Below are 19,955 nucleotides of genomic sequence, written 5' to 3'. Positions count from 1 at the left end.
CCCGTGGCATTGTCCAACGGTTGAAGCAAGGAAGTACAATCGGGAACATCTATGATCGTAAAAGACTCTTCAATACATCCATTAAGATTCCCATCGTTATTATATGGAATAATGTTTACAAAAACTTCTGCTCCAAAAGGGAAATCATCATCAAATTCATAACGATTAACCTTCCCCACATCTAAATCGTTCACAATATCTACGCCTCCCGAAGTACTTCCTACCCTTAGAATATAACCACAAGCACCTTCGGTTTCTGTCCATTTTATTTCAGCATCTATAGGTACATTTGTGGCTCCATTTATTGGAGAAGATAAGTTTACACATACCATTGGACCAGCACCATTTACCGATACAGTAATTATATTACGTTCCAACAACAAATTCTTGCTGTTCCTACCGGGTGGATCGGCATTTTCAAAAGGGACCAAATCGCTGGTAATCTCACAATAATATTCAGCTTCATCGCAAGCACTTAGATTTTCTAATTCTAAATTTGGAGAATCCTGAGCATTGGGAATGGCCATCCCGTCTTTAAACCATTTGTAATGGTTTTGCTTTCCGCTCACGGTGGTGGTCAATGTTATGGTTTCCCCGGCATTGGCCGTTATGGTTTCTTCGGTATCGACCTTTGCCTGTGGCGCATATCTGTATGAATAAGAAGCTATTAAACCGTCTGTTCTCATTTGAAGATAGTCGGCATGTTGCTCTTCAAAATCCCCAAATTCAAAAGCATTGCTCGAAAAATCCAATGAAAAGCTTTGTGTTTGCCCTGTAACTACCAATTCCGTAAAGTCTGGTACTTTACCCGAAAGATTGTTGCCATTTACCTCTACCCAATTGCTATTTCCCAATCCGCCGTCATTTTTTCTTATCTCGAAATACTGCTGTAGAATATCATTATCCAATTCGTTCCAACCTGCTTCCAATTTCTCCAGCGTTATACAATTGCTAATGTCCAACGTGGTTAAATTATTACTTTCTACGCTCAGCCAATTTACTTTTGTGTTTTGTGTTAAGTCTAGTGTTGATAAATCGTTTCGGTTAACGTATATGGAAGTAAGTTCGGTGTTTTGTGTTACATCAAGCGATGTCATTCTGTTATTGCGCAAAGACAAAAGCTGCAACTTCGGGTTTTTTGTAATGTCTATGATCAATGGAGCCGTTTGCGCATCAGAAATCTGTAAGTGTTCTAGGTTCGGGACCATATCAAAAGACATTGGAGCAATTAAATCGTGATTTGAGATAACAAGTTTGGTAAACGTTTCTGTATGGGGCAATTCAAGGCTTTGTATTCCCGTATACCACAAATTCAATTCTTCCAAAGCTGTATAATCAACAAGGAGCCCATTAAAACTTGTTACATTTATGCCCTGAATGGTAAAACTTTTAAGTACTTCTTTTTCATTGGGCATTGTTAAGTTGGTCGAACCTTTGTTGTATGACAGATCAAACTCTTCCAAGCCGTTTAATTGAGAAATATCGATGTTTTCTAAAATCAAATCTTCGAGTTCTATCGACCTTAAAGTAGATGTTACGGGAAAGACTATATTGTTAAAATTATGCGCTTTTAATATTTGCAGGTCTTCCAGGTTTATGTTTGCCGAAAGGTCCAATTGTGTTATTGGCCTGTCGTAATCTGTACTATTAAATACATCTTCGTCGATATGGAGCACCTGCAATGCCACATTTTTGGAAAAATCCAGCGATGCTAAAATTTTATTATCCCGGCAATAAAAACGTTCCAGTTTGGTAAGTGTATTTAAAGGAAGCGTTGCAAATTGATTGTCCCTAAGGTTAAGTATTACTACATTTACAAAAGCTTCCAAGCCAGAGAAATCGGTAATATCATTTCTTGAAAAATACAGTTCGGTCACGGTAGCCGCATCGCTGTTTAAAATATTTCCGTTAAGGCCATTGGTATCGTAACCCGCATCTATCAGGAATTGTTCAAAGTTTGCATCGGGAACCGGAGTTGTTTGTGCATTGGCCGACAAAAAAAAGCCCAACGCCAAGAGAATCGGCAATTTTATTTTCATTTTTCTTTACTTGATTCAGGGTTTTCAAGGCGCAAGTATAAACAAGCACCGACTAAAAAGCGTTCCACCCGCACGGATGGCACTTCTTTTTAAGGTAATGCGGTTTGCTTATCGGCAAGGACTTCATCGCATGCTATGCCCCAGCAGGCCTCGCAAGGTTCGTTTACAATGGAAAAACCATCTTTTTTATAAGAAGCTACATAAGGAAAATCTGTAGTGAAGCCCCCGGAATACACTGTGACCCAATGCCCAATTCCATTTTCTTCATCGCTCCATACAAACCGGATATCCTGCAATTTTTCGGATTCCGACCAATTCCATTTGGCCCTTAAAAAAAGAGTGTCGGCCACTTTCATGGCTTCCACAACCTTTAGTTCGAAAGTTTTGTGGCCTTCATCGATTACAAGCTGGTACCCATTTTCATTTTTATGGATAGACAACATTGTATTGGCAGCATTACACGGATTGAAAATCACCAAATTGCCTTCATTTTTGGTAAGTTTCACCCACTTTTGTGGCAATTTGCTTAAATCGAACTGTAGTCTGTTCTCCCGGTTGCAAGAAACCAAAAAGGTCGACATGGCCAATAAAATAGTTAAAGCCAATAAAATGGACAGGGCCATTAAAAATAATATTCTTTTCATTGTACTTTGTTTAGGATTCCAAAACCCGCCCAAGGCAGTATTAACTTGAGTTGGATTATTATGGAACGGTACAATATTAGAGAAGCCTTATTGTAAAAATGTGCCATCCGAACGAATGACACCAGTAATTTAGTCCAAAGTGCCTATTTCGATCACCTTGTATTGATTATGCGTCTTCGAAGTTATTTTCTTTTCGGAATTGAGAAGGTGTGAGTCCGGTATGGTTTTTAAAAACCCGGTTGAAAGACGTTTTGCTTTTAAATCCGGCCTCGTAACCAATAGCCAGAACCTTGTAATCTTTATAGCGGATATCCCGCATGAGTTTTTGTGCTTCGTTTACCCGATAAATATTAATGAAGTTGTAAAAATTCTGTTCAAAACAAAAGTTCAACACTTCAGATAAGTGATGTGTGCTCATTTTTAGTTTTGTTGCCAAATCGGATTGGCTGATGTCAAAATCCAAGTACGGTTTTTCTTTTTCCATATGGTCCAGAATACAATTCATATACCGCCTGCGATCTTCCTGCGTTAAAGACGAATTTTTGTATTGAGGCCCTCTTTTTATGGTTTTTTGTACTTCTTCATTTCTTTCCCGGTATTTTTCGGCAAGTTCCTTCATTTTGGTTTTCAAGGCTTTGTTTTCATCAAAAAGAATATCGAAATTTTGTTTAAAACGTAACCGTTCCTTTTCTACCTTTCTTTTCTTACGGATAAAGAAAAAAAGCATTCCACCCAAAAAAACAATAGCCGTGCCGCTCCCAATTATCAACTTTTCTTTGTTCCTGTTGGATGATGCAGCTGTTTCAAGTTGATTTTCTATAATTTTCTTTTCCTGTCCGGCCTCATATTTAACATCGAGCTTCCCGGCGGCGGCAATATCTTTTAAAGAACTTTCGCTTAAATGTGCGTACATTTCCTGCTCTTTTAAAGATTTTTGGTATTCCCCTTTCAGTTCGTATGCCCTTCCAAGGTGCAAATGACATACCTTTTGAACTTCCTTGTCGTTTTGGGCCGTGGCTATTTCCAGTGCTTCAGAAAGATACTGGATGGCCTTTTGTGCATTTTTCTTTTTCACATAAGCCATTCCAAGGTTTAACATGGTAATGGCCCTTTTATTGCCCGGTTGATGGGCATTGCTGTATTGTGCCGCAGCTGTTTCGGTTTTTATAACCTCATCATATTTTCCCTGTTTGTAATAAGCATTGGCAATGTTGTCCAGCGCAGTAAGTACAATCTCGTGATTTTGTAGCTTCTCCCCTAGATTTTTCATCTTCATTAAATAATCAATGGCCTTTTCTTGTTCGCCCAATTTAGAATATGCATTGCTCAAAATATTGTATGCGGCCACTTTGGAGATTCCCGAAACATTATAAAGTTCAGATAAAACCAATACTTCTTCCATGGCCTTAATTGCTTTTTGATAAGACCCGATGTTGTTGTATACGTTACCTATATTTACTAAAATGGATATTTTGGTCTTCTCTTTTTCCGGAAGGGAATCGCACACGGTCAATGCTTTATGGTAAAGCGAGAGGGAATTTTCGTATTCATCAACTATATCATAATAAATACCAAGGTTTATCAAAGCCTTGACCTGAACTTCTTTTAAATTGTAATATTGTGCCACAAGTAGCGTAGAGTCGTTGTATACCTTGAAGACAGGAAAGTCCCTTAGCTCATAATATTCATGGGCCTTATTTAAATAAGCATTGCACCTTAACCCGGGAATAGAAACGGTATCCAGCCATTGTTTGGTGGTGCTTTTTCTTTCTTGAGAAAAACCAATAAGGCCTATAAATAACAGCGTAAAAAGAAGATATTTCTTATAAAGGTAAAGGTAGTACACGGTTTTAGTTAGTCGGTTTTTTGTTTAATGTTTTGGTGGTACAAGGTAGAAAAATCTACGTTTCCAGAAAGCATCTGGCTCAAAAAACTATCAACCAACTTTTTATCTAAACTTTATAAGCTTGTTTTTCTTCTAATTGTATCACGGTTGATGCCCCGATGACGTTTTCGCAGTTTTTTATTAACTTCTTTAGCATCCACACCACTCTTTTCATTTTTGCCGAAGCTTGAAAATTTTGTATAAACCGTTCTGTTTCTTCAATGCAATAGGCGCAATATTTCTTGGTAAAACGGTTGTTCGCATTTTGAAGCTTTGCATTAAGCTGGTAGATATCGATTAAGAATTTTAATTGTTTCCTGCACTCCTCTGTATATTCGTCTTTTTTTAGTGAAGCAAGCGTTTTGTTTAAAAATTTAATGTACGATTCATCCCTGTTCCCGTACAAATGATATGATGCTTTCATAGTTGTGGCCGTTAAAATTATTTACCCGTTGTTTAAAATATCATTACATCAAAATAATAGATATTGTATTTGCCAATTAATTATTACGCAAAGCATGTATAAGCTCTTTCTTGCTCATTTTGGACCGCCCGGAAATTCCTACTTTTTTAGCCTGATCGTACAAATTGTCTTTGGTCCAGTCTTCATATTTCTTTGCTTTTCCCCCTTTTTTTCCAGAGTTTGGCGTATTGGCTATCCGCGCAGCTTTTTGCTTGCTATATCCCTTATCGCGCAGGGCCTCGTACTTGTCTTCATCTTTAATTCTCGGATTTGGCATTGTCTTACATTTAAGGTTAATTATGCTACTTTTACTTCTTGTAGGTATTCCTGACAAGATTCTGCGCATTTTTTACATATTCTTGCGCATTCACGGCAATGGTTCATCTCGTGTTTGCTGCATTCTTCCTCGCATTGCTGGCACACAAAAAAGCAGAAATTAATCAACCCTGAAGTATCTTTAAAATTGGTCGCTAAAACTTCTGCAAGAGCATTGCAAGTAGTTGCACAAACCCTGTCGAGCCTTATACAATTGCTCATGTCCATTTTTTCGTCCAAACATGCATCGGCACAATGGTTACATGCGGCAACACATTCATACAAAACTTGTATTATATCGTTCTTTTTCATCTTTTTTAAGCTTTTTGTTGTCTATATAAATTTACGCAATCAATAACCGTAATACAATAACAATGAGGAGGTTTACCATACTTTTAGCATTCTTTTTCTTTCTTTTAACAATTGAATAGGGACTCGTTATTTGATAATGGTTAATGGTTATTAGTGAATACCTAAAATCTAACCTGAAACTTTGAAACAAAAACCTGAAACCTTGAATAATAGCGATTAGGGAAAAGCGATAAGGGATTAGTTAATTTGAACCTCTGGACTCTCAACAATATAGCAGCATAGCTACATAACAGCGTAACAACGACCAAAACATAGTGATTAGCGATAAAGGAAAAGGGGTTAGTTATTTGTTAATGGTTAATGGTTAATTGTTGAACCTTTGTAACTTTGGACCTTTGTAACTTTTAAAACAAAAAACCCTTAAAATTGCTATTTTTGTAAAAAATAAAACTATATGCTCATCATAGGGATTGCCGGAGGGACCGGTTGTGGAAAAACAACGGTAGTAAACCAAATAGTCAACGAACTTCCGGAGAACGAGGTCGGGGTGATTTCTCAAGATTCTTATTACAACGACACTTCGCACCTTAATTATGAAGAACGTACCAAAATAAATTTCGATCATCCAAGGGCCATCGATTTCGACCTTCTGTACGAGCACTTAAAAGCATTAAAGAACAATCAGGTTATTGAACAGCCTATATATTCTTTTGTAAAGCACAACCGTACACAGGATACCATTCTTACACATCCGCGGAAAGTAATGATCGTGGAAGGTATTTTAATATTGACAAACCCTAGACTACGGGAATTGTTCGATATCAAGATATTTGTTCATGCAGATTCAGACGAACGGTTGATAAGAAGGATTAAAAGGGATATTTCAGAACGTGGCAGGGATGTTGAAGAAGTATTGCTGCGCTACCAAAATACGCTCAAGCCCATGCACCAGCAATTTATTGAGCCTACCAAGGAATTTGCAGATATTATTATCCCGAACAATAGATACAATACCGTTGCCGTTGATATTGTACGCACCATTATAAATGAACGCCTGTTGTAATTATGACACTTAAAGAGATACGAAATTCGAGATGGTTTAGATTTTTCAGCAATATTTACGTGCTGGTACTTACCGTATTTGTTATTTGGATGCTTTTTTTCGATACCAACTCTTGGTGGTTTACGCACCGGGAACTCAATAATGAAATAAAAAAATTACAGGAGCAAAAAATCCATTTAAAAGAAGCCATTGAAAAAGACAAGGCTACCTTAAAAAAATTAAACAGCAAACAGGACCTTGAAAAGTTTGCGCGGGAGCAATATTACCTTAAAAAAGAAGATGAAGAAATCTATCTTATTGAATATGAAGACAGCTTGGAGCAAAATTAATTTTAAGGCCCGCCAACCAATTTCCCCATGCTATTTGAAATCTAAGTAAACTACCGAAATATAAACCAGCGGGGCATTGAAAAGAAAACTTAAAAACATATCGCCCAAGGCGATAAAAACTAATCAATATGCAAAATTCACTTTTTAGCGACTTTCCCGAAGTACCTGAAAAACAGTGGAAACAAAAAATTCAGGTCGAACTGGATGGTGCCGATTACAATGAAACATTGCTTACCAGAACTGCCGAAGACATCAACATAAAACCTTTTTACTGTGCTACCAATGGTAAGGAACCTCAAATTTCCGTTAACCCAAAGTGGAACATTTGCGAGAAAATATATGTAACCCAAGAAGCAGGGGCCAATGCCAAAGCCTTGCGCAACATACAAAAAGGAACGGAAAGCCTTCATTTTATATTACCGGACAATACCACCGATTTTTCGGCACTTTTTAAGGATTTTCCTTTTAAATCGGTTAAGGTGCACCTTGAGCCTCAATTTTTATCGGCTTCATATGTAAAAGATATTATTGCTTTTTTTTCTGATAAAGAGGCCAAACTCCACCTTCATATAGACATTATTGGCCATTTGGCACAAACGGGGAACTGGTATAATAGTTTAAAGGATGATATGAAAGCCTTTGAGGAAATACATACATTGGCCAGCTCGTGTCCGCAAATTATAACAAACGTTGCCATAAATACATCATTGTACCAAAATGCGGGTGCAAACATGGTCCAAGAATTGGCCTACGCAATGGCACATGCTAACGAATATTTAAACATACTTGACGGAAAGGCTTTCAAACCCTGCTTTTTAACCAGTGTAGGAAGTAATTATTTTTTTGAAATTGCCAAACTAAAAGCGCTACGCCTATTATGGGGCACGGTTGCAGAAGCATACAACAATCACCATGAAGCCCATGTTTATTGTATTCCTACCAAGCGCAACAAAACACTTTACGACTATAATGTTAACATGCTCCGTACCACTACGGAATACATGAGCGCCATTATCGGGGGCTCCAATACCATTTGTACACTTTTATATGATGCCATTTATCATAAAAACAACGAATTTGCCGGTCGGATTGCGCGAAACCAGTTGCTTATTTTAAAACACGAAAGCTATTTCGACAAGGTTCGTAACCCTTCCGATGGATCTTATTACATGGAATCTATTACTGATGAAATGGCAGAAAAAGCATTAACATTGTTCAAGCAAATAGAATCGGGAGGCGGTTTTCTGCAACAGTTGAAGGATCATGTAATTCAGAAAAAAATAAAAGAGAATGCCTTAAAAGAACAACAGGCCTTTGATGCCGGACAAAAAATACTGGTCGGGACCAATAAATACCAAAACAAAGGAGACCAAATGCAAGACCAATTGGAATTGTACCCCTTTGTAAAGACCGAAGTTAGAAAAACGCTTATCGCACCTATAATCGAACAACGGATTGCAGAAACATCAGAACAGCAACGCTTAAAAACAGAAAGCAAATGAAACGGAAGGAACTGCAACACATACGTCTGAAAAAAAGAAACGTCCAAAAAAAAGCAGAGCCCGGAGCTTTATACAAAACCGCGGAAGGCATCAACATAAAACCGGTTTATACAAAAGCAGACACCGAAAATTTAGGTCATCTCAATTTTGCTGCCGGGTTCCCGCCATATTTAAGGGGGCCGTACAGCACCATGTACGTACAAAAACCATGGACCATTAGGCAATATGCAGGCTTTTCAACCGCCGAAGACAGCAATGCTTTTTACAGGCGAAATCTTGCCGCCGGACAAAAGGGGCTCTCGGTAGCTTTCGACCTGGCCACGCACCGCGGTTACGATTCCGACCATCCACGTGTGGTTGGCGATGTGGGTAAAGCCGGGGTTGCCATCGATTCGGTAGAGGACATGAAAATTCTTTTCGACCACATTCCCCTTGAAAAAATGTCGGTTTCCATGACCATGAACGGGGCCGTACTTCCCATTATGGCGTTTTATATTGTAGCCGCCGAAGAACAGGGCGTACCTTTAAATACATTGTCGGGAACCATTCAAAATGATATTCTAAAGGAGTTTATGGTTCGTAATACTTATATCTACCCCCCTGCTCCTTCCATGAAAATTATTGCCGATATTTTTGAGTTTACCAGCAAGCACATGCCAAAATTCAACAGCATTAGCATTTCCGGTTACCATATGCAGGAAGCAGGTGCCACTGCCGATATTGAACTTGCCTATACCCTAGCCGACGGCCTGGAATACATAAAAACCGGATTGGCTACTGGCATGGACATTGACCGTTTTGCCCCGCGCTTATCTTTCTTCTGGGCAATTGGTATGAACCATTTTATGGAAATAGCCAAAATGCGGGCCGGAAGAATGCTTTGGGCAAAGCTGGTAAAACAGTTCAACCCCAAAAACCAAAAATCCCTATCGTTAAGAACACATTGCCAAACAAGTGGATGGAGCCTAACAGAGCAAGATCCATTTAACAATGTTGCACGCACCTGCATAGAGGCTTCTGCCGCTGTTTTTGGCGGAACACAATCGCTCCATACAAACGCCCTGGATGAAGCCATTGCACTGCCAACCGACTTTTCGGCAAGAATAGCAAGAAATACGCAATTATATTTACAAGAAGAAACTTTGATTACCAAAACCGTAGATCCTTGGGCCGGAAGTTATTACGTGGAAAGCCTTACCAATGAGATAGCAGAAAAGGCATGGAAACTTATTGAAGAAGTTGAAGAATTGGGGGGAATGACAAAAGCAATTGAAGCCGGAGTACCGAAAATGAGAATCGAACAGGCCGCCGCCAAAAAACAGGCCCGGATAGACAGTACACAGGATATTATTGTTGGTGTTAACAACTACAAACTGAAAAAAGAAGATCCCTTGCAAATTCTGGAAGTAGACAACCAAATGGTACGCAAACAGCAGGTGGAACGCTTGGATACTATTAAAAAGTCCAGAAATAAAGAAACCGTTATGGCTTCGTTGAAAAAATTAACCCAAGCAGCCAAGTCAAACGAAGGAAATTTATTAGCTTTAGCCGTAGAAGCCGCTAAACACCGGGCAACGCTGGGCGAAATTTCTTCTGCTTTAGAAGCAGTTTATGGTCGGTATAAAGCCAAGGTACAATCGTTTAGCGGGGTTTACGCCAAAGAAGTGAAAAACGATAAGAGTTTTGAAAAAGCCAAGGAATTAGCCAATCGTTTTGCCGAACAAGACGGAAGAAGGCCGCGCATACTTATTGCCAAAATGGGGCAAGACGGTCATGACCGGGGTGCCAAAGTAGTGGCTACAGGGTATGCAGATGTTGGTTTTGACGTGGATATTGGTCCGCTATTCCAAACCCCGCAGGAAGCGGCAAAACAAGCGGTGGAAAATGATGTGCACATTCTGGGGGTTTCTTCATTGGCGGGCGGACATAAAACACTGGTCCCGCAAGTAATTGAATCGTTGAAGAATTATGGCCGGGACGACATCATGGTAATTGTGGGGGGCGTTGTTCCCCAACAAGATTATCAATTTTTATTTGATGCCGGCGCCATAGCCGTATTTGGACCGGGAACAAAAATAAGCGATGCTGCAATTACCATTTTAGAAATTTTGATTGATTGATGGGGAAATTAATGAATTAAGGTATAAGTGAAAAGGGATTAAGGGTTAGGAGTTAGTTATTTCTTAATTATTGAGCTTTGAACCTTTACAACCCTGAACCTTGAACAAACTAAAACACACATATGAAATACACAGATAAAATGCTCCGTGACGATGCCCTTAAAGGTAAAAACATTATAGTAACAGGAGGTGGCAGCGGACTTGGAAAAGCCATGACCAAATACTTTTTAGAATTAGGCGCACAAGTGGCCATTACTTCCAGAAACCTTGAAAAGCTACAAAATACAGCCAAGGAACTAGAAACCGAAACCGGCGGCAAATGCTTGGCGGTAAAGTGCGATGTCAGGCATTACGACCAAGTTGAAGCTATGCACAAAACCGTTATTGATAACTTTGGAAAAGTCGACATTTTATTAAACAATGCTGCCGGAAATTTTATTTCTCCTACCGAGAGGCTTTCCGCCAATGCTTTTGATACCATTATCGACATTGTTTTAAAAGGGACAAAAAACTGTACATTGGCGTGCGGGAAACATTGGATCGATACCAAACAGCAAAATACGGCCGTGTTAAATATTGTAACTACTTATGCATGGACGGGTTCTGCATATGTGGTTCCATCGGCTACGGCAAAGGCCGGCGTACTTGCACTTACACGTAGTTTGGCCGTAGAATGGGCAAAATACGGTATGCGGTTTAATGCCATTGCACCGGGGCCGTTTCCTACAAAAGGGGCTTGGGACCGTTTGCTACCGGGAGAATTAAAGGAAAAGTTTGACCTGGCAAAAAAAGTACCTTTAAAAAGAGTTGGCGAACATCAGGAACTGGCCAATTTGGCGGCATACATGGTATCGGATTTTAGTGCCTACTTAAATGGCGAGGTTATTACTTTGGATGGTGGCGAATGGCTTAAAGGAGCCGGACAGTTTAATATCTTGGAAGCCATTCCCGAAGAAATGTGGGATATGTTGGAGGCCATGATAAGAAGTAAGAAAAAATAGGTTTCGGGTTCAAGGCTTAAAATAACAAAGAACAACCGGCAACGAACAACTATCAACCCTTAACCAGAAAAACTTTCCTCGTTGACCTATTTACTCATGGAATAATACGAGACTTCTCCTCCGTCTAAGTGACTGAAAATATAAGCGTGGGTTATTGTTAGGTGTTGGATATTGATATAAAGATTAAAGTCATAACGTGTTTGTGTCGAGTAGGAAAAGGGAGTTTCACCCTTACCCGCTCACAGAACCGTACGTGATAGTCTCCCATCATACGGCTCTCCTAATTTAATTTACAAATATAAGCTCATCCTCTTTAAAGTTGGCAAATCGTATTTTAAATTAGCTAACCCCTTTGCTCCACTCCAATTACAGGAGCTTCATCACTACTACAGACTGGTCCGCCTCTGAACCAAGCATCCCTATTTAGCCTCTGGTTTGCGCTATTGTGCCTTTCACTTTGCATCTTGGCACAGGTTCCCGAGTTCCACTTATAAGCCCAAATAAAGGTCATGCCTCCTAAATGACGCCTGCCGCTTAGCCAGTAAACAGGTAACCGCTAAACTTATCATGTTTGTCATACTTCAAACACTTTGACAGAAGGTTGCACTTTCTCGACACTTCATCAGAGGTTCATTTGCATTCATCACCTTTATTCATACCTGACCACATTCGTGGCACAGTCGTTTCCATAACGCTCAATACCTTGGCTCTTTACCAAAGTACCTTATGGGGTTTGATGCTCTCCCCTGTAGAACAGCACCGGTGGGTCGGTTCCACCATCTTATTAAACAGTTACGTAACGAATTTCAGCCGTTCGTTACTCTCGGTACACATATGAAAAGTAACGTGTAACATTTCATATACTTTTTCGTCTAATATAACGTTAATAGATTGAATATTAACAATAGTTTGGTACAAGGTTAGCTATTTTTCATAGGATACGTTATTGGTATACTTTTTTATAAATTCATAAATATTTTGTACATTTGCAATAGTTAAGTCTGCAAAACACGAAAGTCGACTCCAAGTCGTTATTTCAAATTTAATTTGGAATTAGTGTTTTGGTGGGCTTATTTTATTTTCAGCCGTTAATGGATTTTTTCGGTTGTCATAATAATTTTTCCACCCATCATATTTTTTAGTGTCGTACAAGTCAATTACCAGTTTCACTTGGTCTTTAATAAAGTTATAGTATCTAATTTCTCCTCTTTCAAATACTCGCTGAATAGTCCAACAGAAGTAATCTGCCAAATTTAGTAATGGGTCTTTTGTCGGATAATTTACATTGAAAACTATTTTAGTTTTTGATTCATTGTTTCCGTTAATTTTAGAGAACCTTTGTTTGGCTTTAAGAAATGCTAATTCTAAATTATGGTTTTTGGTGCTTTTTCCGCGTTCAGAAATATGCATAACAAGTTTGTCGTGCTTTGAGAGTTTGTTTTTAAGCAAATGTGAAAGTAAATCCGCATAGAAATACTCTTCTTTCCCTTTGTGTTTTGTTTCATAACGCTCAATATCTTTTCTTCCAACAACAGCCTCAAAGCTGCAATTTATGGTTTTCATTAAGTCAAACATCTCCTTTCTAACCTCTGGTAAATCATCTGTAGCGTGTAAGTAATAACCAGATTTATTAATCTTTTTTAAGACACTTGGAACGTGATAAAATTCATCACTAACAATCTTATTTTGAAGCGCGTTTATTTTATCTCTGACTTCATCTAATGGGTCTTTCACTTTTATCATACCAAGAATGAAGGTTTTAGACACTCCATCTTGTCCAATAATGTTTTTCTTTCCTTTGCCATAGAAAGTAGTATCTCCAGCTTCATCTAAAAAGCGATGATAGTCCATTAGTTTATTCTTTCCCATATTTTATTTTTTGCTCTGCTATTTTTAATATTTCATCAATATTATTCTCGTCTTTTAGCTCATTTACTATTTTATCCGAAAGCCATATTATTAATAGTTTGTTGTAATCTACGTTATATATTTTAGCAAACTTTTTAATAAGTTCTTTTTTTGCTATTCTATTATTGTTTTCAATTTTACTCAAAACAGAAGCATCAATTTCCAGTTTTGCTGAAACCTCTCTTAAAAGAAGATTATTTCCTTCTCGCAATTTGCGTATTGTTTCCCCGAAGCTGTTTTCCATATTTTGACTTGACAAAATTTGTCAAATATATAAATAAAAAATAGACCAGAAAATTTAGTTTAGTGGCCTAATTAGGGTCACGACGAGTAACGAGCAACAAATAACTATCAACCATTAACCAGAAAAAACTTTCCTCGTTGACCTATTTACTCATGGAATAATATGCGATTTACCCTTCATCGAGCCTACACCTGAAACAGTATTTCCAGTCCCGGTTGTAGCGACACCCCCCAGAGAAAACGAAGTTTTCATGCAGTATAGCAAAAAGCGGGAAACAGCTCCCCGAGAAAAAACATTTTAACTGTGTTCTGACAATCGACATCCATCTATTTCCATGATAAAACAGTTATATGGCAATTATTATGTGATGCAAAAATAAGGCTGTGGATAACTGTTAACAAAATTCATTTTCTAAACTCACAAATAATTGTATTTTTACCTGACTAAATATACCTTACTAAAATCGAATATAAACACATGGGCAAAGTAATTGCTGTAGCTAATCAAAAAGGTGGTGTTGGAAAGACCACAACATCTGTTAACCTTGCTGCTTCATTGGGGGTATTGGAGAAAAAAGTACTTCTCATTGATGCTGATCCGCAGGCGAATGCTACTTCCGGTCTAGGAATTGATGTTGAAACGGTTGAGGGGGGTACTTATCAATTATTGGAACATTCGGCAAAACCGAGTGAGACTATTATACAAACGGATTCCCCAAACGTTGATTTAATACCTGCACATATTGACCTTGTTGCTATCGAAATTGAATTGGTAGATAAAGACGAGCGCGAATACATGTTGGGCAAGGCCATTAAAGATTTGAAGGAAGCCTATGATTATATTTTAATTGATTGTGCACCTTCCCTGGGACTGTTAACATTGAACGCCTTAACGGCATCCGACTCGGTTATCATTCCAATACAATGCGAATATTTTGCATTGGAAGGTCTTGGAAAATTATTAAACACTATAAAAAGTGTTCAAAAAATACACAACCCGAATCTGGACATTGAAGGCTTGTTGCTTACCATGTACGATTCCAGGTTAAGACTTTCCAACCAAGTTGTGGAAGAAGTGCAAAAGCACTTTAGCGATATGGTTTTTGACACTATCATACAGCGGAACGTTCGTTTGAGCGAGGCACCAAGTTATGGGGAAACCATTATTAATTATGATGCCACCAGTAAAGGAGCTACCAATTACCTGAGTTTGGCACATGAAATAATAAAAAAGAACAAGCAAACGGTTTAAATGGCAAAGGCAACAAAAAAACAGGCTTTAGGAAGAGGATTATCGGCATTGTTAAAAGATCCGGACAATGATATTAAAACAGCTTCGGATAAAAATGCCGATAAAGTGGTGGGCAATATTGTTGAACTGGATATTGATTCCATTGAAGTAAACCCATTTCAGCCACGTACCAATTTTAACGAAGAAACGTTACAGGAACTCTCTACCTCTATCAGGGAACTAGGTGTAATCCAACCTATTACCGTCAGGAAAATCGAGTTCAACCAATATCAATTGGTTTCTGGTGAAAGGCGCCTCAGGGCCTCCAAATTAGCAGGCCTTAAAACCATTCCTGCATATATCCGTATTGCCAACGACCAAGAGTCGCTGGAAATGGCATTGGTAGAGAACATTCAGCGCCAGGATCTGGACCCGATAGAAATTTCGCTTTCGTACCAGCGCCTTATCGACGAAATAAACATTACCCAGGAACAATTGAGCGACCGGGTAGGCAAAAAACGTTCTACCATAACCAATTACCTGCGTTTATTGAAGCTGGACCCCATTATCCAAACCGGTATGCGAGATGGATTTGTTAGCATGGGACATGGACGCGCCCTTATAAACATTGAAAACAAAAAAGACCAACTGGAAATTTATGAAAAAGTAATTTCCAATTCGCTTTCCGTAAGGGATACCGAGAAATTGGTAAGGGAATACCAAACAGGCAAGGAACAAAAAAACACTAAAAATACCGCTCCGGAGCTCCCCGATTATATTTCAAATAATATTGAGGAACTTACCGAATACTTTTCTTCTAAAGTAGACGTTAAAGTAGCTAAGAATGGGAAGGGAAAGTTTATTATCCCCTTTCATTCCAAAGAAGACTTTTTACGTCTTACAAAACTTTTTAAATAGTGCTTAAAAGAAGTATTGCCGCCATATTTTTATTGCTTTTTCATTTCTATTCCATAGCGCAGGAAAAGGCCACAGATTCGGTACCTCAAAAACCAGAAACTGAGGCTGTCCATGAAATGACACAAAGGGAGCTTAGGAAACTGGAAAAGGAGGCACAGGACAGTCTTGCACCTTATCAAATCCAAGATACCTTAAAAGCTACCGATACCCTTTCTAAAAAAGAGTTGCGCCAATTAAAAAGACAGCAGAAGAAAGACAGTATTGCTAAACTGCCCGTAAATATAGATCCGCTATCCCCTGCGAAGGCAGCGTTTTACTCGGCCATATTGCCGGGACTGGGACAGATTTACAACAAAAGTTACTGGAAAGTGCCCATTGTTTACGGGGCTATTGGTACCGGGGTATATTTTTATATAAAGAACACGCAGAACTACAATCAATACCGCGATGCTTATAAAAGGCGCCTCGCAGGTTTTACCGATGATGAATTTTACGATATAAACAATGATGGTATCGTTCCCGGAAATCCGGATGTAAGTGACGATGCACTGCGGGATGCCCAGGAATTTTACCAACAAAACCGGGACCTTTCCCTGCTCATTACCATTGGCTTGTATGCCCTTAATATCATTGATGCCAATGTGGATGCACATTTAAAGCAATTCAATGTAAACGAGCAATTATCGTTAAAGCCATATTTAGAACAAAATCAAATTGACTATAAACCAAACTATGGTGTGAGGTTAAGCTTAAATTTTTAATGTTTTTATAAAATATACCGTTTAAGGATTGCTTTTCGATCCAATTAAACACAACAAAAGGACCACTTTTAAAATAAAAATGACAACCAATGAAGATAGCATTACTCGGATACGGAAGAATGGGAAAAATGATAGAAAAAATTGCCATATCCCGTAATCATGAAATTATTGCCAAGGTAGATGTAAACAACAGTGATGATGTAGCCATTACCAAAGCCGATGTGGCCATAGATTTTAGCATTCCATCGGCGGCCTTTAACAATATAAAACATTGCTTGGAAAACAATGTTCCCGTAATTTCAGGAACTACGGGCTGGCTCGACAAATACAATGAGGCCGTGTCCATTTGTAACGAAAACAAAGGGGCCTTTATCTATGCATCCAATTTTAGCTTGGGCGTTAATGTATTTTTTGAACTGAACGAATACCTCGCCAAGATGATGAAAAACCTATCGCAATACAAAGTTAGCATGGAAGAAATCCATCATACACAAAAACTGGATGCGCCGAGCGGAACTGCCATTACTTTAGCTGAGGGAATTATAAAAAATACCGAGAATACCGGATGGAAACTGGAAGGGGCCCAAGAAAACGAAATCCCGATTACCGCCCTACGGGAGCCAGAAGTCCCGGGGACCCATAGTATTAGCTACAAAAGCGATGTGGATACAATTGATATAAAACACACAGCCCACAACCGTGAAGGCTTTGCCCTTGGCGCGGTTATTGCCGCTGAATGGATTCAGGGAAAAACAGGGGCTTTTAGCATGAAGGATGTGTTAAACTTGGGTTAAATGCTAAATTTGATTCTTACCAGGGCCTATATCATTAAGAAAAAAATTATTTTTACCCAATTAAACGCTTTACTTAAGCCCTCTTGGTAAAATGTAAAGTATATAAAGCATACAACTATGACAATGACACAATGGTTTATTTTTTTTCTGGTAATCCAGGTAATTCATTTTCTGGCTACATGGAAATTATACATAAAAGCAGGGAGAAAACCTTGGGAAGCAATTGTTCCCATATACAACGCCGTTATTTTAATGAAAATAATCAACCGCCCATGGTGGTGGGTCATCCTGCTTTTTATACCGATTATAAACCTGATCATGATTCCCGTGGTTTGGGTGGAAACCATTAGGAGTTTTGGCAGGAACAGTACCGCAGATACTTGGCTTGTAATTTTAACCCTTGGTTTTTATATTTTTTACGTAAACTATGCTTTAGATGTTACTTATATAGAAGACAGGGACCTCAAGCCCAGAACAGCTACGGGAGAATGGATAAGCTCTATCCTTTTTGCTATTGTTGCGGCAACTCTTGTTCACACCTATTTTATGCAACCTTATGTTATCCCCACTTCATCTTTGGAAAAAACATTATTGGTAGGCGATTTTTTATTTGTGAGCAAGTTTCATTATGGTGCCAGAACACCCATGACAACTGTTGCTTTTCCAATGGTACACGATACAATTCCCGTACTAAACACAAAATCGTACATAAACAAGCCACAATTGCCCTATTTTAGGCTTCCCGGCTTGCAAAAAATTAAAAGAAACGACATTGTCGTTTTTAGTTGGCCAACAGATACAGTTGAACAATTTTTTAAAATTACACATCGAAAAATCCGCAAACCCATCGACAAAAAATCAAACTATGTCAAACGTTGCGTTGGGCTTCCCGGAGACTCCCTTTCTATAAAAGATGGCTATGTATACATAAACAACAAGCGCCTGGAGTTACCCGACAGGGCCAAGCCCCAATACTCTTATTATGTACAGGCCAAGGGCAACCTTACGCCGAGGTACATGTACGAACGTTATGGGGTAACGGGAAGTTTTGGCCAAGTAAAACAAGGGATTTATTATTTTTCTGCTATGACAGAGAAAGCAGCAGATATGCTAAAGGACAACCCGAATGTAATTAGTGTTAAACGCAACATAGAATCCAAAGGAGCCTCTAAAATGGCACCTGTTTTTCCTCAGTCAAGCAAATACCCATGGAATCAAGATCAATACGGTTCCATTTATATTCCACAGAAAGGAAAAACCGTGGAACTCAACCTAGATGTATTACCACTGTATAAACGCATTATTGAGCGTTATGAAGGGAATACTGTTCAAGTAAACGGAAGCCAAATCTCCATTAACAACAAACCTGCCACAACCTATACTTTTAAACAGGATTATTACTGGATGATGGGAGATAACCGCCATGCATCAGAAGACAGCCGCTATTGGGGGTATGTACCTGAAGATCATGTTGTTGGAAAACCTGTTTTTATATGGTTTAGTTGGGACAGCAATGCTAGTGGGCCTTTCTGGAACAAAGTTCGTTGGGATCGCGTGTTCACTACTGTTGGTGGTGAGGGCAAACCCCGCTCTTATTTGGTTTATTTCCTGGTTGCTCTTGCGCTTTGGTATGGGTACAGCAAATTCAGGAAAAGGAAAAAAGCAAATAGCTGATAGTTAAGCTGGGCTTGATATTCTGTAATTATCGTATTGGGATATGGTTCGGTTTATGGGATCTTTTTCAATGACTTTTAACTTTACATACTTTCAACCTTATAAACCTATTCATGCAAACCATTATTCATCCTACATATTTTCCTTCGGTGGCTCATTGGGTAGCGCTAAATGAGAATGAAGGGGATATTATCTTTGAAAAACAGGACAATTACCAAAAGCAGACCTATAGAAATAGAACATATATATACAGTCCGAATGGAAAACAGTTGCTTTCCATTCCCATTAAACACATCAAAGGAGAGGGGCATCAAAAATACAGGGACGTTATGCTGGAAGATAGTTTTGATTGGAAAAAACAACATTGGAAATCAATTCAAACGGCCTATAGGACTTCTCCATTTTTTGAATTTTATGAAGATGAATTTGCACCTTTTTTTGAAAAAAAGCACCGTTTTCTGTATGATATGAACCTCGAAAGCATCATGCTCATGGCAGATTGCCTTCAACTGGAAATAGCCCTAAAATATACAGAAACCTACCAGGTTGAAGTTACAAAGTACCAGGACCTACGTTCTCTGGTACTTGCAAAAAAGGAAAAGAATTACGGTTTTGATCCTTATACCCAAGTCTTTGATGCCAAGCATGGGTTTATAGAAAATTTAAGCGGGTTGGATTTATTGTTCAACGAAGGCACCAATGCGTTAAGCTATTTAGACCAACTTAGTTTGGAACAACAAAACCCATAAAATA

19 protein-coding genes are annotated in these 19,955 nt (G+C 38.7%); 11 read left to right on the top strand and 8 right to left on the bottom strand.

The features are described 5' to 3' along the window. The 6 genes from UXI14_RS09665 to UXI14_RS09640 form a co-directional block, all read right to left on the bottom strand. On the bottom strand, positions 1-2,039 hold a 2,039-nt coding region (locus UXI14_RS09665; RefSeq protein ID WP_335965964.1), incomplete at its 3' end, for a hypothetical protein. Positions 2,040-2,128: 89 nt separating this feature from the next. Further along, entirely contained in the window at positions 2,129-2,683 is a 555-nt protein-coding gene (locus UXI14_RS09660; RefSeq protein WP_335965963.1) for a hypothetical protein, read from the bottom strand. Positions 2,684-2,849: 166 nt separating this feature from the next. After that, on the bottom strand, positions 2,850-4,529 hold the full coding sequence (locus UXI14_RS09655; protein ID WP_335965962.1) for an AraC family transcriptional regulator: 1,680 nt from the start codon (positions 4,527-4,529) through the stop codon (positions 2,850-2,852). A gap of 106 nt (positions 4,530-4,635) precedes the next feature. After that, positions 4,636-4,992 (bottom strand): hypothetical protein, encoded by a 357-nt coding sequence (locus UXI14_RS09650; RefSeq protein ID WP_277898601.1) that lies wholly within the window; start codon positions 4,990-4,992, stop codon positions 4,636-4,638. A 76-nt stretch (positions 4,993-5,068) separates the two neighbouring features. Beyond that, entirely contained in the window at positions 5,069-5,308 is a 240-nt protein-coding gene (locus UXI14_RS09645) for a Rho termination factor N-terminal domain-containing protein (protein WP_277898600.1), read from the bottom strand. Positions 5,309-5,328: 20 nt separating this feature from the next. Then, positions 5,329-5,658, bottom strand: coding sequence for a four-helix bundle copper-binding protein (locus UXI14_RS09640; protein ID WP_335965961.1), 330 nt, complete (start codon positions 5,656-5,658; stop codon positions 5,329-5,331). Between the two features lie 454 nt (positions 5,659-6,112). On the opposite strand from UXI14_RS09640, the gene udk reads away from it, so the two are divergent. The 5 genes from udk to UXI14_RS09615 all read left to right on the top strand — a co-directional run bounded on the left by udk (position 6,113) and on the right by UXI14_RS09615 (position 11,673). Beyond that, positions 6,113-6,721: a uridine kinase gene (gene udk, locus UXI14_RS09635; RefSeq protein ID WP_277898598.1), complete on the top strand. Its 609-nt coding sequence runs from the start codon at positions 6,113-6,115 to the stop codon at positions 6,719-6,721. A 2-nt stretch (positions 6,722-6,723) separates the two neighbouring features. After that, on the top strand, positions 6,724-7,050 hold the full coding sequence (locus UXI14_RS09630) for a septum formation initiator family protein (RefSeq protein WP_277898597.1): 327 nt from the start codon (positions 6,724-6,726) through the stop codon (positions 7,048-7,050). 128 nt (positions 7,051-7,178) lie between these two features. Beyond that, complete coding sequence (locus UXI14_RS09625) at positions 7,179-8,552, top strand: methylmalonyl-CoA mutase subunit beta (protein WP_335965960.1); 1,374 nt, start codon at positions 7,179-7,181, stop codon at positions 8,550-8,552. Continuing rightward, positions 8,549-10,672, top strand: coding sequence for a methylmalonyl-CoA mutase (scpA, locus tag UXI14_RS09620; protein WP_335965959.1), 2,124 nt, complete (start codon positions 8,549-8,551; stop codon positions 10,670-10,672). Before UXI14_RS09625 ends, scpA begins: the two co-directional genes overlap by 4 nt. 122 nt (positions 10,673-10,794) lie before the next feature. Beyond that, entirely contained in the window at positions 10,795-11,673 is an 879-nt protein-coding gene (locus UXI14_RS09615; RefSeq protein WP_277898594.1) for an SDR family oxidoreductase, read from the top strand. Positions 11,674-12,726: 1,053 nt separating this feature from the next. On the opposite strand, the gene UXI14_RS09610 is transcribed toward UXI14_RS09615, so the two are convergent. Next, on the bottom strand, positions 12,727-13,542 hold the full coding sequence (locus UXI14_RS09610) for a DUF3800 domain-containing protein (protein ID WP_335965958.1): 816 nt from the start codon (positions 13,540-13,542) through the stop codon (positions 12,727-12,729). Beyond that, positions 13,529-13,825 carry a helix-turn-helix transcriptional regulator gene (locus UXI14_RS09605; RefSeq protein WP_335965957.1) on the bottom strand — a complete coding sequence of 99 codons (297 nt, stop codon included), beginning with the start codon at positions 13,823-13,825 and terminating at the stop codon, positions 13,529-13,531. The genes UXI14_RS09610 and UXI14_RS09605 overlap by 14 nt, the downstream gene beginning before the upstream one ends. A gap of 477 nt (positions 13,826-14,302) precedes the next feature. On the opposite strand from UXI14_RS09605, the gene UXI14_RS09600 reads away from it, so the two are divergent. The 6 genes from UXI14_RS09600 to UXI14_RS09575 all read left to right on the top strand — a co-directional run bounded on the left by UXI14_RS09600 (position 14,303) and on the right by UXI14_RS09575 (position 19,951). Continuing rightward, positions 14,303-15,076, top strand: coding sequence for an AAA family ATPase (locus tag UXI14_RS09600; protein WP_277898591.1), 774 nt, complete (start codon positions 14,303-14,305; stop codon positions 15,074-15,076). Continuing rightward, the gene (locus UXI14_RS09595) at positions 15,077-15,973 is read left to right on the top strand and encodes a ParB/RepB/Spo0J family partition protein (RefSeq protein WP_277898590.1); all 897 of its coding nucleotides are present in this window, start codon (positions 15,077-15,079) and stop codon (positions 15,971-15,973) included. Continuing rightward, positions 15,973-16,734: a DUF5683 domain-containing protein gene (locus tag UXI14_RS09590; protein WP_277898589.1), complete on the top strand. Its 762-nt coding sequence runs from the start codon at positions 15,973-15,975 to the stop codon at positions 16,732-16,734. Before UXI14_RS09595 ends, UXI14_RS09590 begins: the two co-directional genes overlap by 1 nt. 89 nt (positions 16,735-16,823) lie before the next feature. After that, positions 16,824-17,528 carry a 4-hydroxy-tetrahydrodipicolinate reductase gene (gene dapB / locus UXI14_RS09585; protein ID WP_335965956.1) on the top strand — a complete coding sequence of 235 codons (705 nt, stop codon included), beginning with the start codon at positions 16,824-16,826 and terminating at the stop codon, positions 17,526-17,528. A gap of 117 nt (positions 17,529-17,645) precedes the next feature. Next, positions 17,646-19,202 (top strand): signal peptidase I, encoded by a 1,557-nt coding sequence (gene lepB, locus UXI14_RS09580; protein ID WP_335965955.1) that lies wholly within the window; start codon positions 17,646-17,648, stop codon positions 19,200-19,202. A 113-nt stretch (positions 19,203-19,315) separates the two neighbouring features. Next, positions 19,316-19,951 carry a WbqC family protein gene (locus tag UXI14_RS09575; RefSeq protein WP_335965954.1) on the top strand — a complete coding sequence of 212 codons (636 nt, stop codon included), beginning with the start codon at positions 19,316-19,318 and terminating at the stop codon, positions 19,949-19,951. Positions 19,952-19,955: the final 4 nt, after the last annotated feature.

This window comes from Galbibacter sp. PAP.153 (genome assembly GCF_037029175.1).
Lineage (GTDB): Bacteria > Bacteroidota > Bacteroidia > Flavobacteriales > Flavobacteriaceae > Galbibacter > Galbibacter pacificus.
Note: the sequence above shows the minus strand (reverse complement) of the source record. Positions and strands in the feature narration are given on the sequence as shown.

What these genes read in the sequence shown, in the direction of transcription:
- dapB (WP_335965956.1), top strand. Translation starts at nt 16,824, where the DNA reads ATGAAGATAGCATTACTCGGATACGGAAGAATGGGAAAAATGATAGAA.
- UXI14_RS09660 (WP_335965963.1), bottom strand. Translation starts at nt 2,683, where the DNA reads ATGAAAAGAATATTATTTTTAATGGCCCTGTCCATTTTATTGGCTTTA.
- UXI14_RS09640 (WP_335965961.1), bottom strand. Translation starts at nt 5,658, where the DNA reads ATGAAAAAGAACGATATAATACAAGTTTTGTATGAATGTGTTGCCGCA.
- scpA (WP_335965959.1), top strand. Translation starts at nt 8,549, where the DNA reads ATGAAACGGAAGGAACTGCAACACATACGTCTGAAAAAAAGAAACGTC.
- lepB (WP_335965955.1), top strand. Translation starts at nt 17,646, where the DNA reads ATGACAATGACACAATGGTTTATTTTTTTTCTGGTAATCCAGGTAATT.
- UXI14_RS09595 (WP_277898590.1), top strand. Translation starts at nt 15,077, where the DNA reads ATGGCAAAGGCAACAAAAAAACAGGCTTTAGGAAGAGGATTATCGGCA.
- UXI14_RS09605 (WP_335965957.1), bottom strand. Translation starts at nt 13,825, where the DNA reads ATGGAAAACAGCTTCGGGGAAACAATACGCAAATTGCGAGAAGGAAAT.
- udk (WP_277898598.1), top strand. Translation starts at nt 6,113, where the DNA reads ATGCTCATCATAGGGATTGCCGGAGGGACCGGTTGTGGAAAAACAACG.
- UXI14_RS09645 (WP_277898600.1), bottom strand. Translation starts at nt 5,308, where the DNA reads ATGCCAAATCCGAGAATTAAAGATGAAGACAAGTACGAGGCCCTGCGC.
- UXI14_RS09600 (WP_277898591.1), top strand. Translation starts at nt 14,303, where the DNA reads ATGGGCAAAGTAATTGCTGTAGCTAATCAAAAAGGTGGTGTTGGAAAG.
- UXI14_RS09610 (WP_335965958.1), bottom strand. Translation starts at nt 13,542, where the DNA reads ATGGGAAAGAATAAACTAATGGACTATCATCGCTTTTTAGATGAAGCT.
- UXI14_RS09615 (WP_277898594.1), top strand. Translation starts at nt 10,795, where the DNA reads ATGAAATACACAGATAAAATGCTCCGTGACGATGCCCTTAAAGGTAAA.
- UXI14_RS09575 (WP_335965954.1), top strand. Translation starts at nt 19,316, where the DNA reads ATGCAAACCATTATTCATCCTACATATTTTCCTTCGGTGGCTCATTGG.
- UXI14_RS09630 (WP_277898597.1), top strand. Translation starts at nt 6,724, where the DNA reads ATGACACTTAAAGAGATACGAAATTCGAGATGGTTTAGATTTTTCAGC.
- UXI14_RS09625 (WP_335965960.1), top strand. Translation starts at nt 7,179, where the DNA reads ATGCAAAATTCACTTTTTAGCGACTTTCCCGAAGTACCTGAAAAACAG.
- UXI14_RS09650 (WP_277898601.1), bottom strand. Translation starts at nt 4,992, where the DNA reads ATGAAAGCATCATATCATTTGTACGGGAACAGGGATGAATCGTACATT.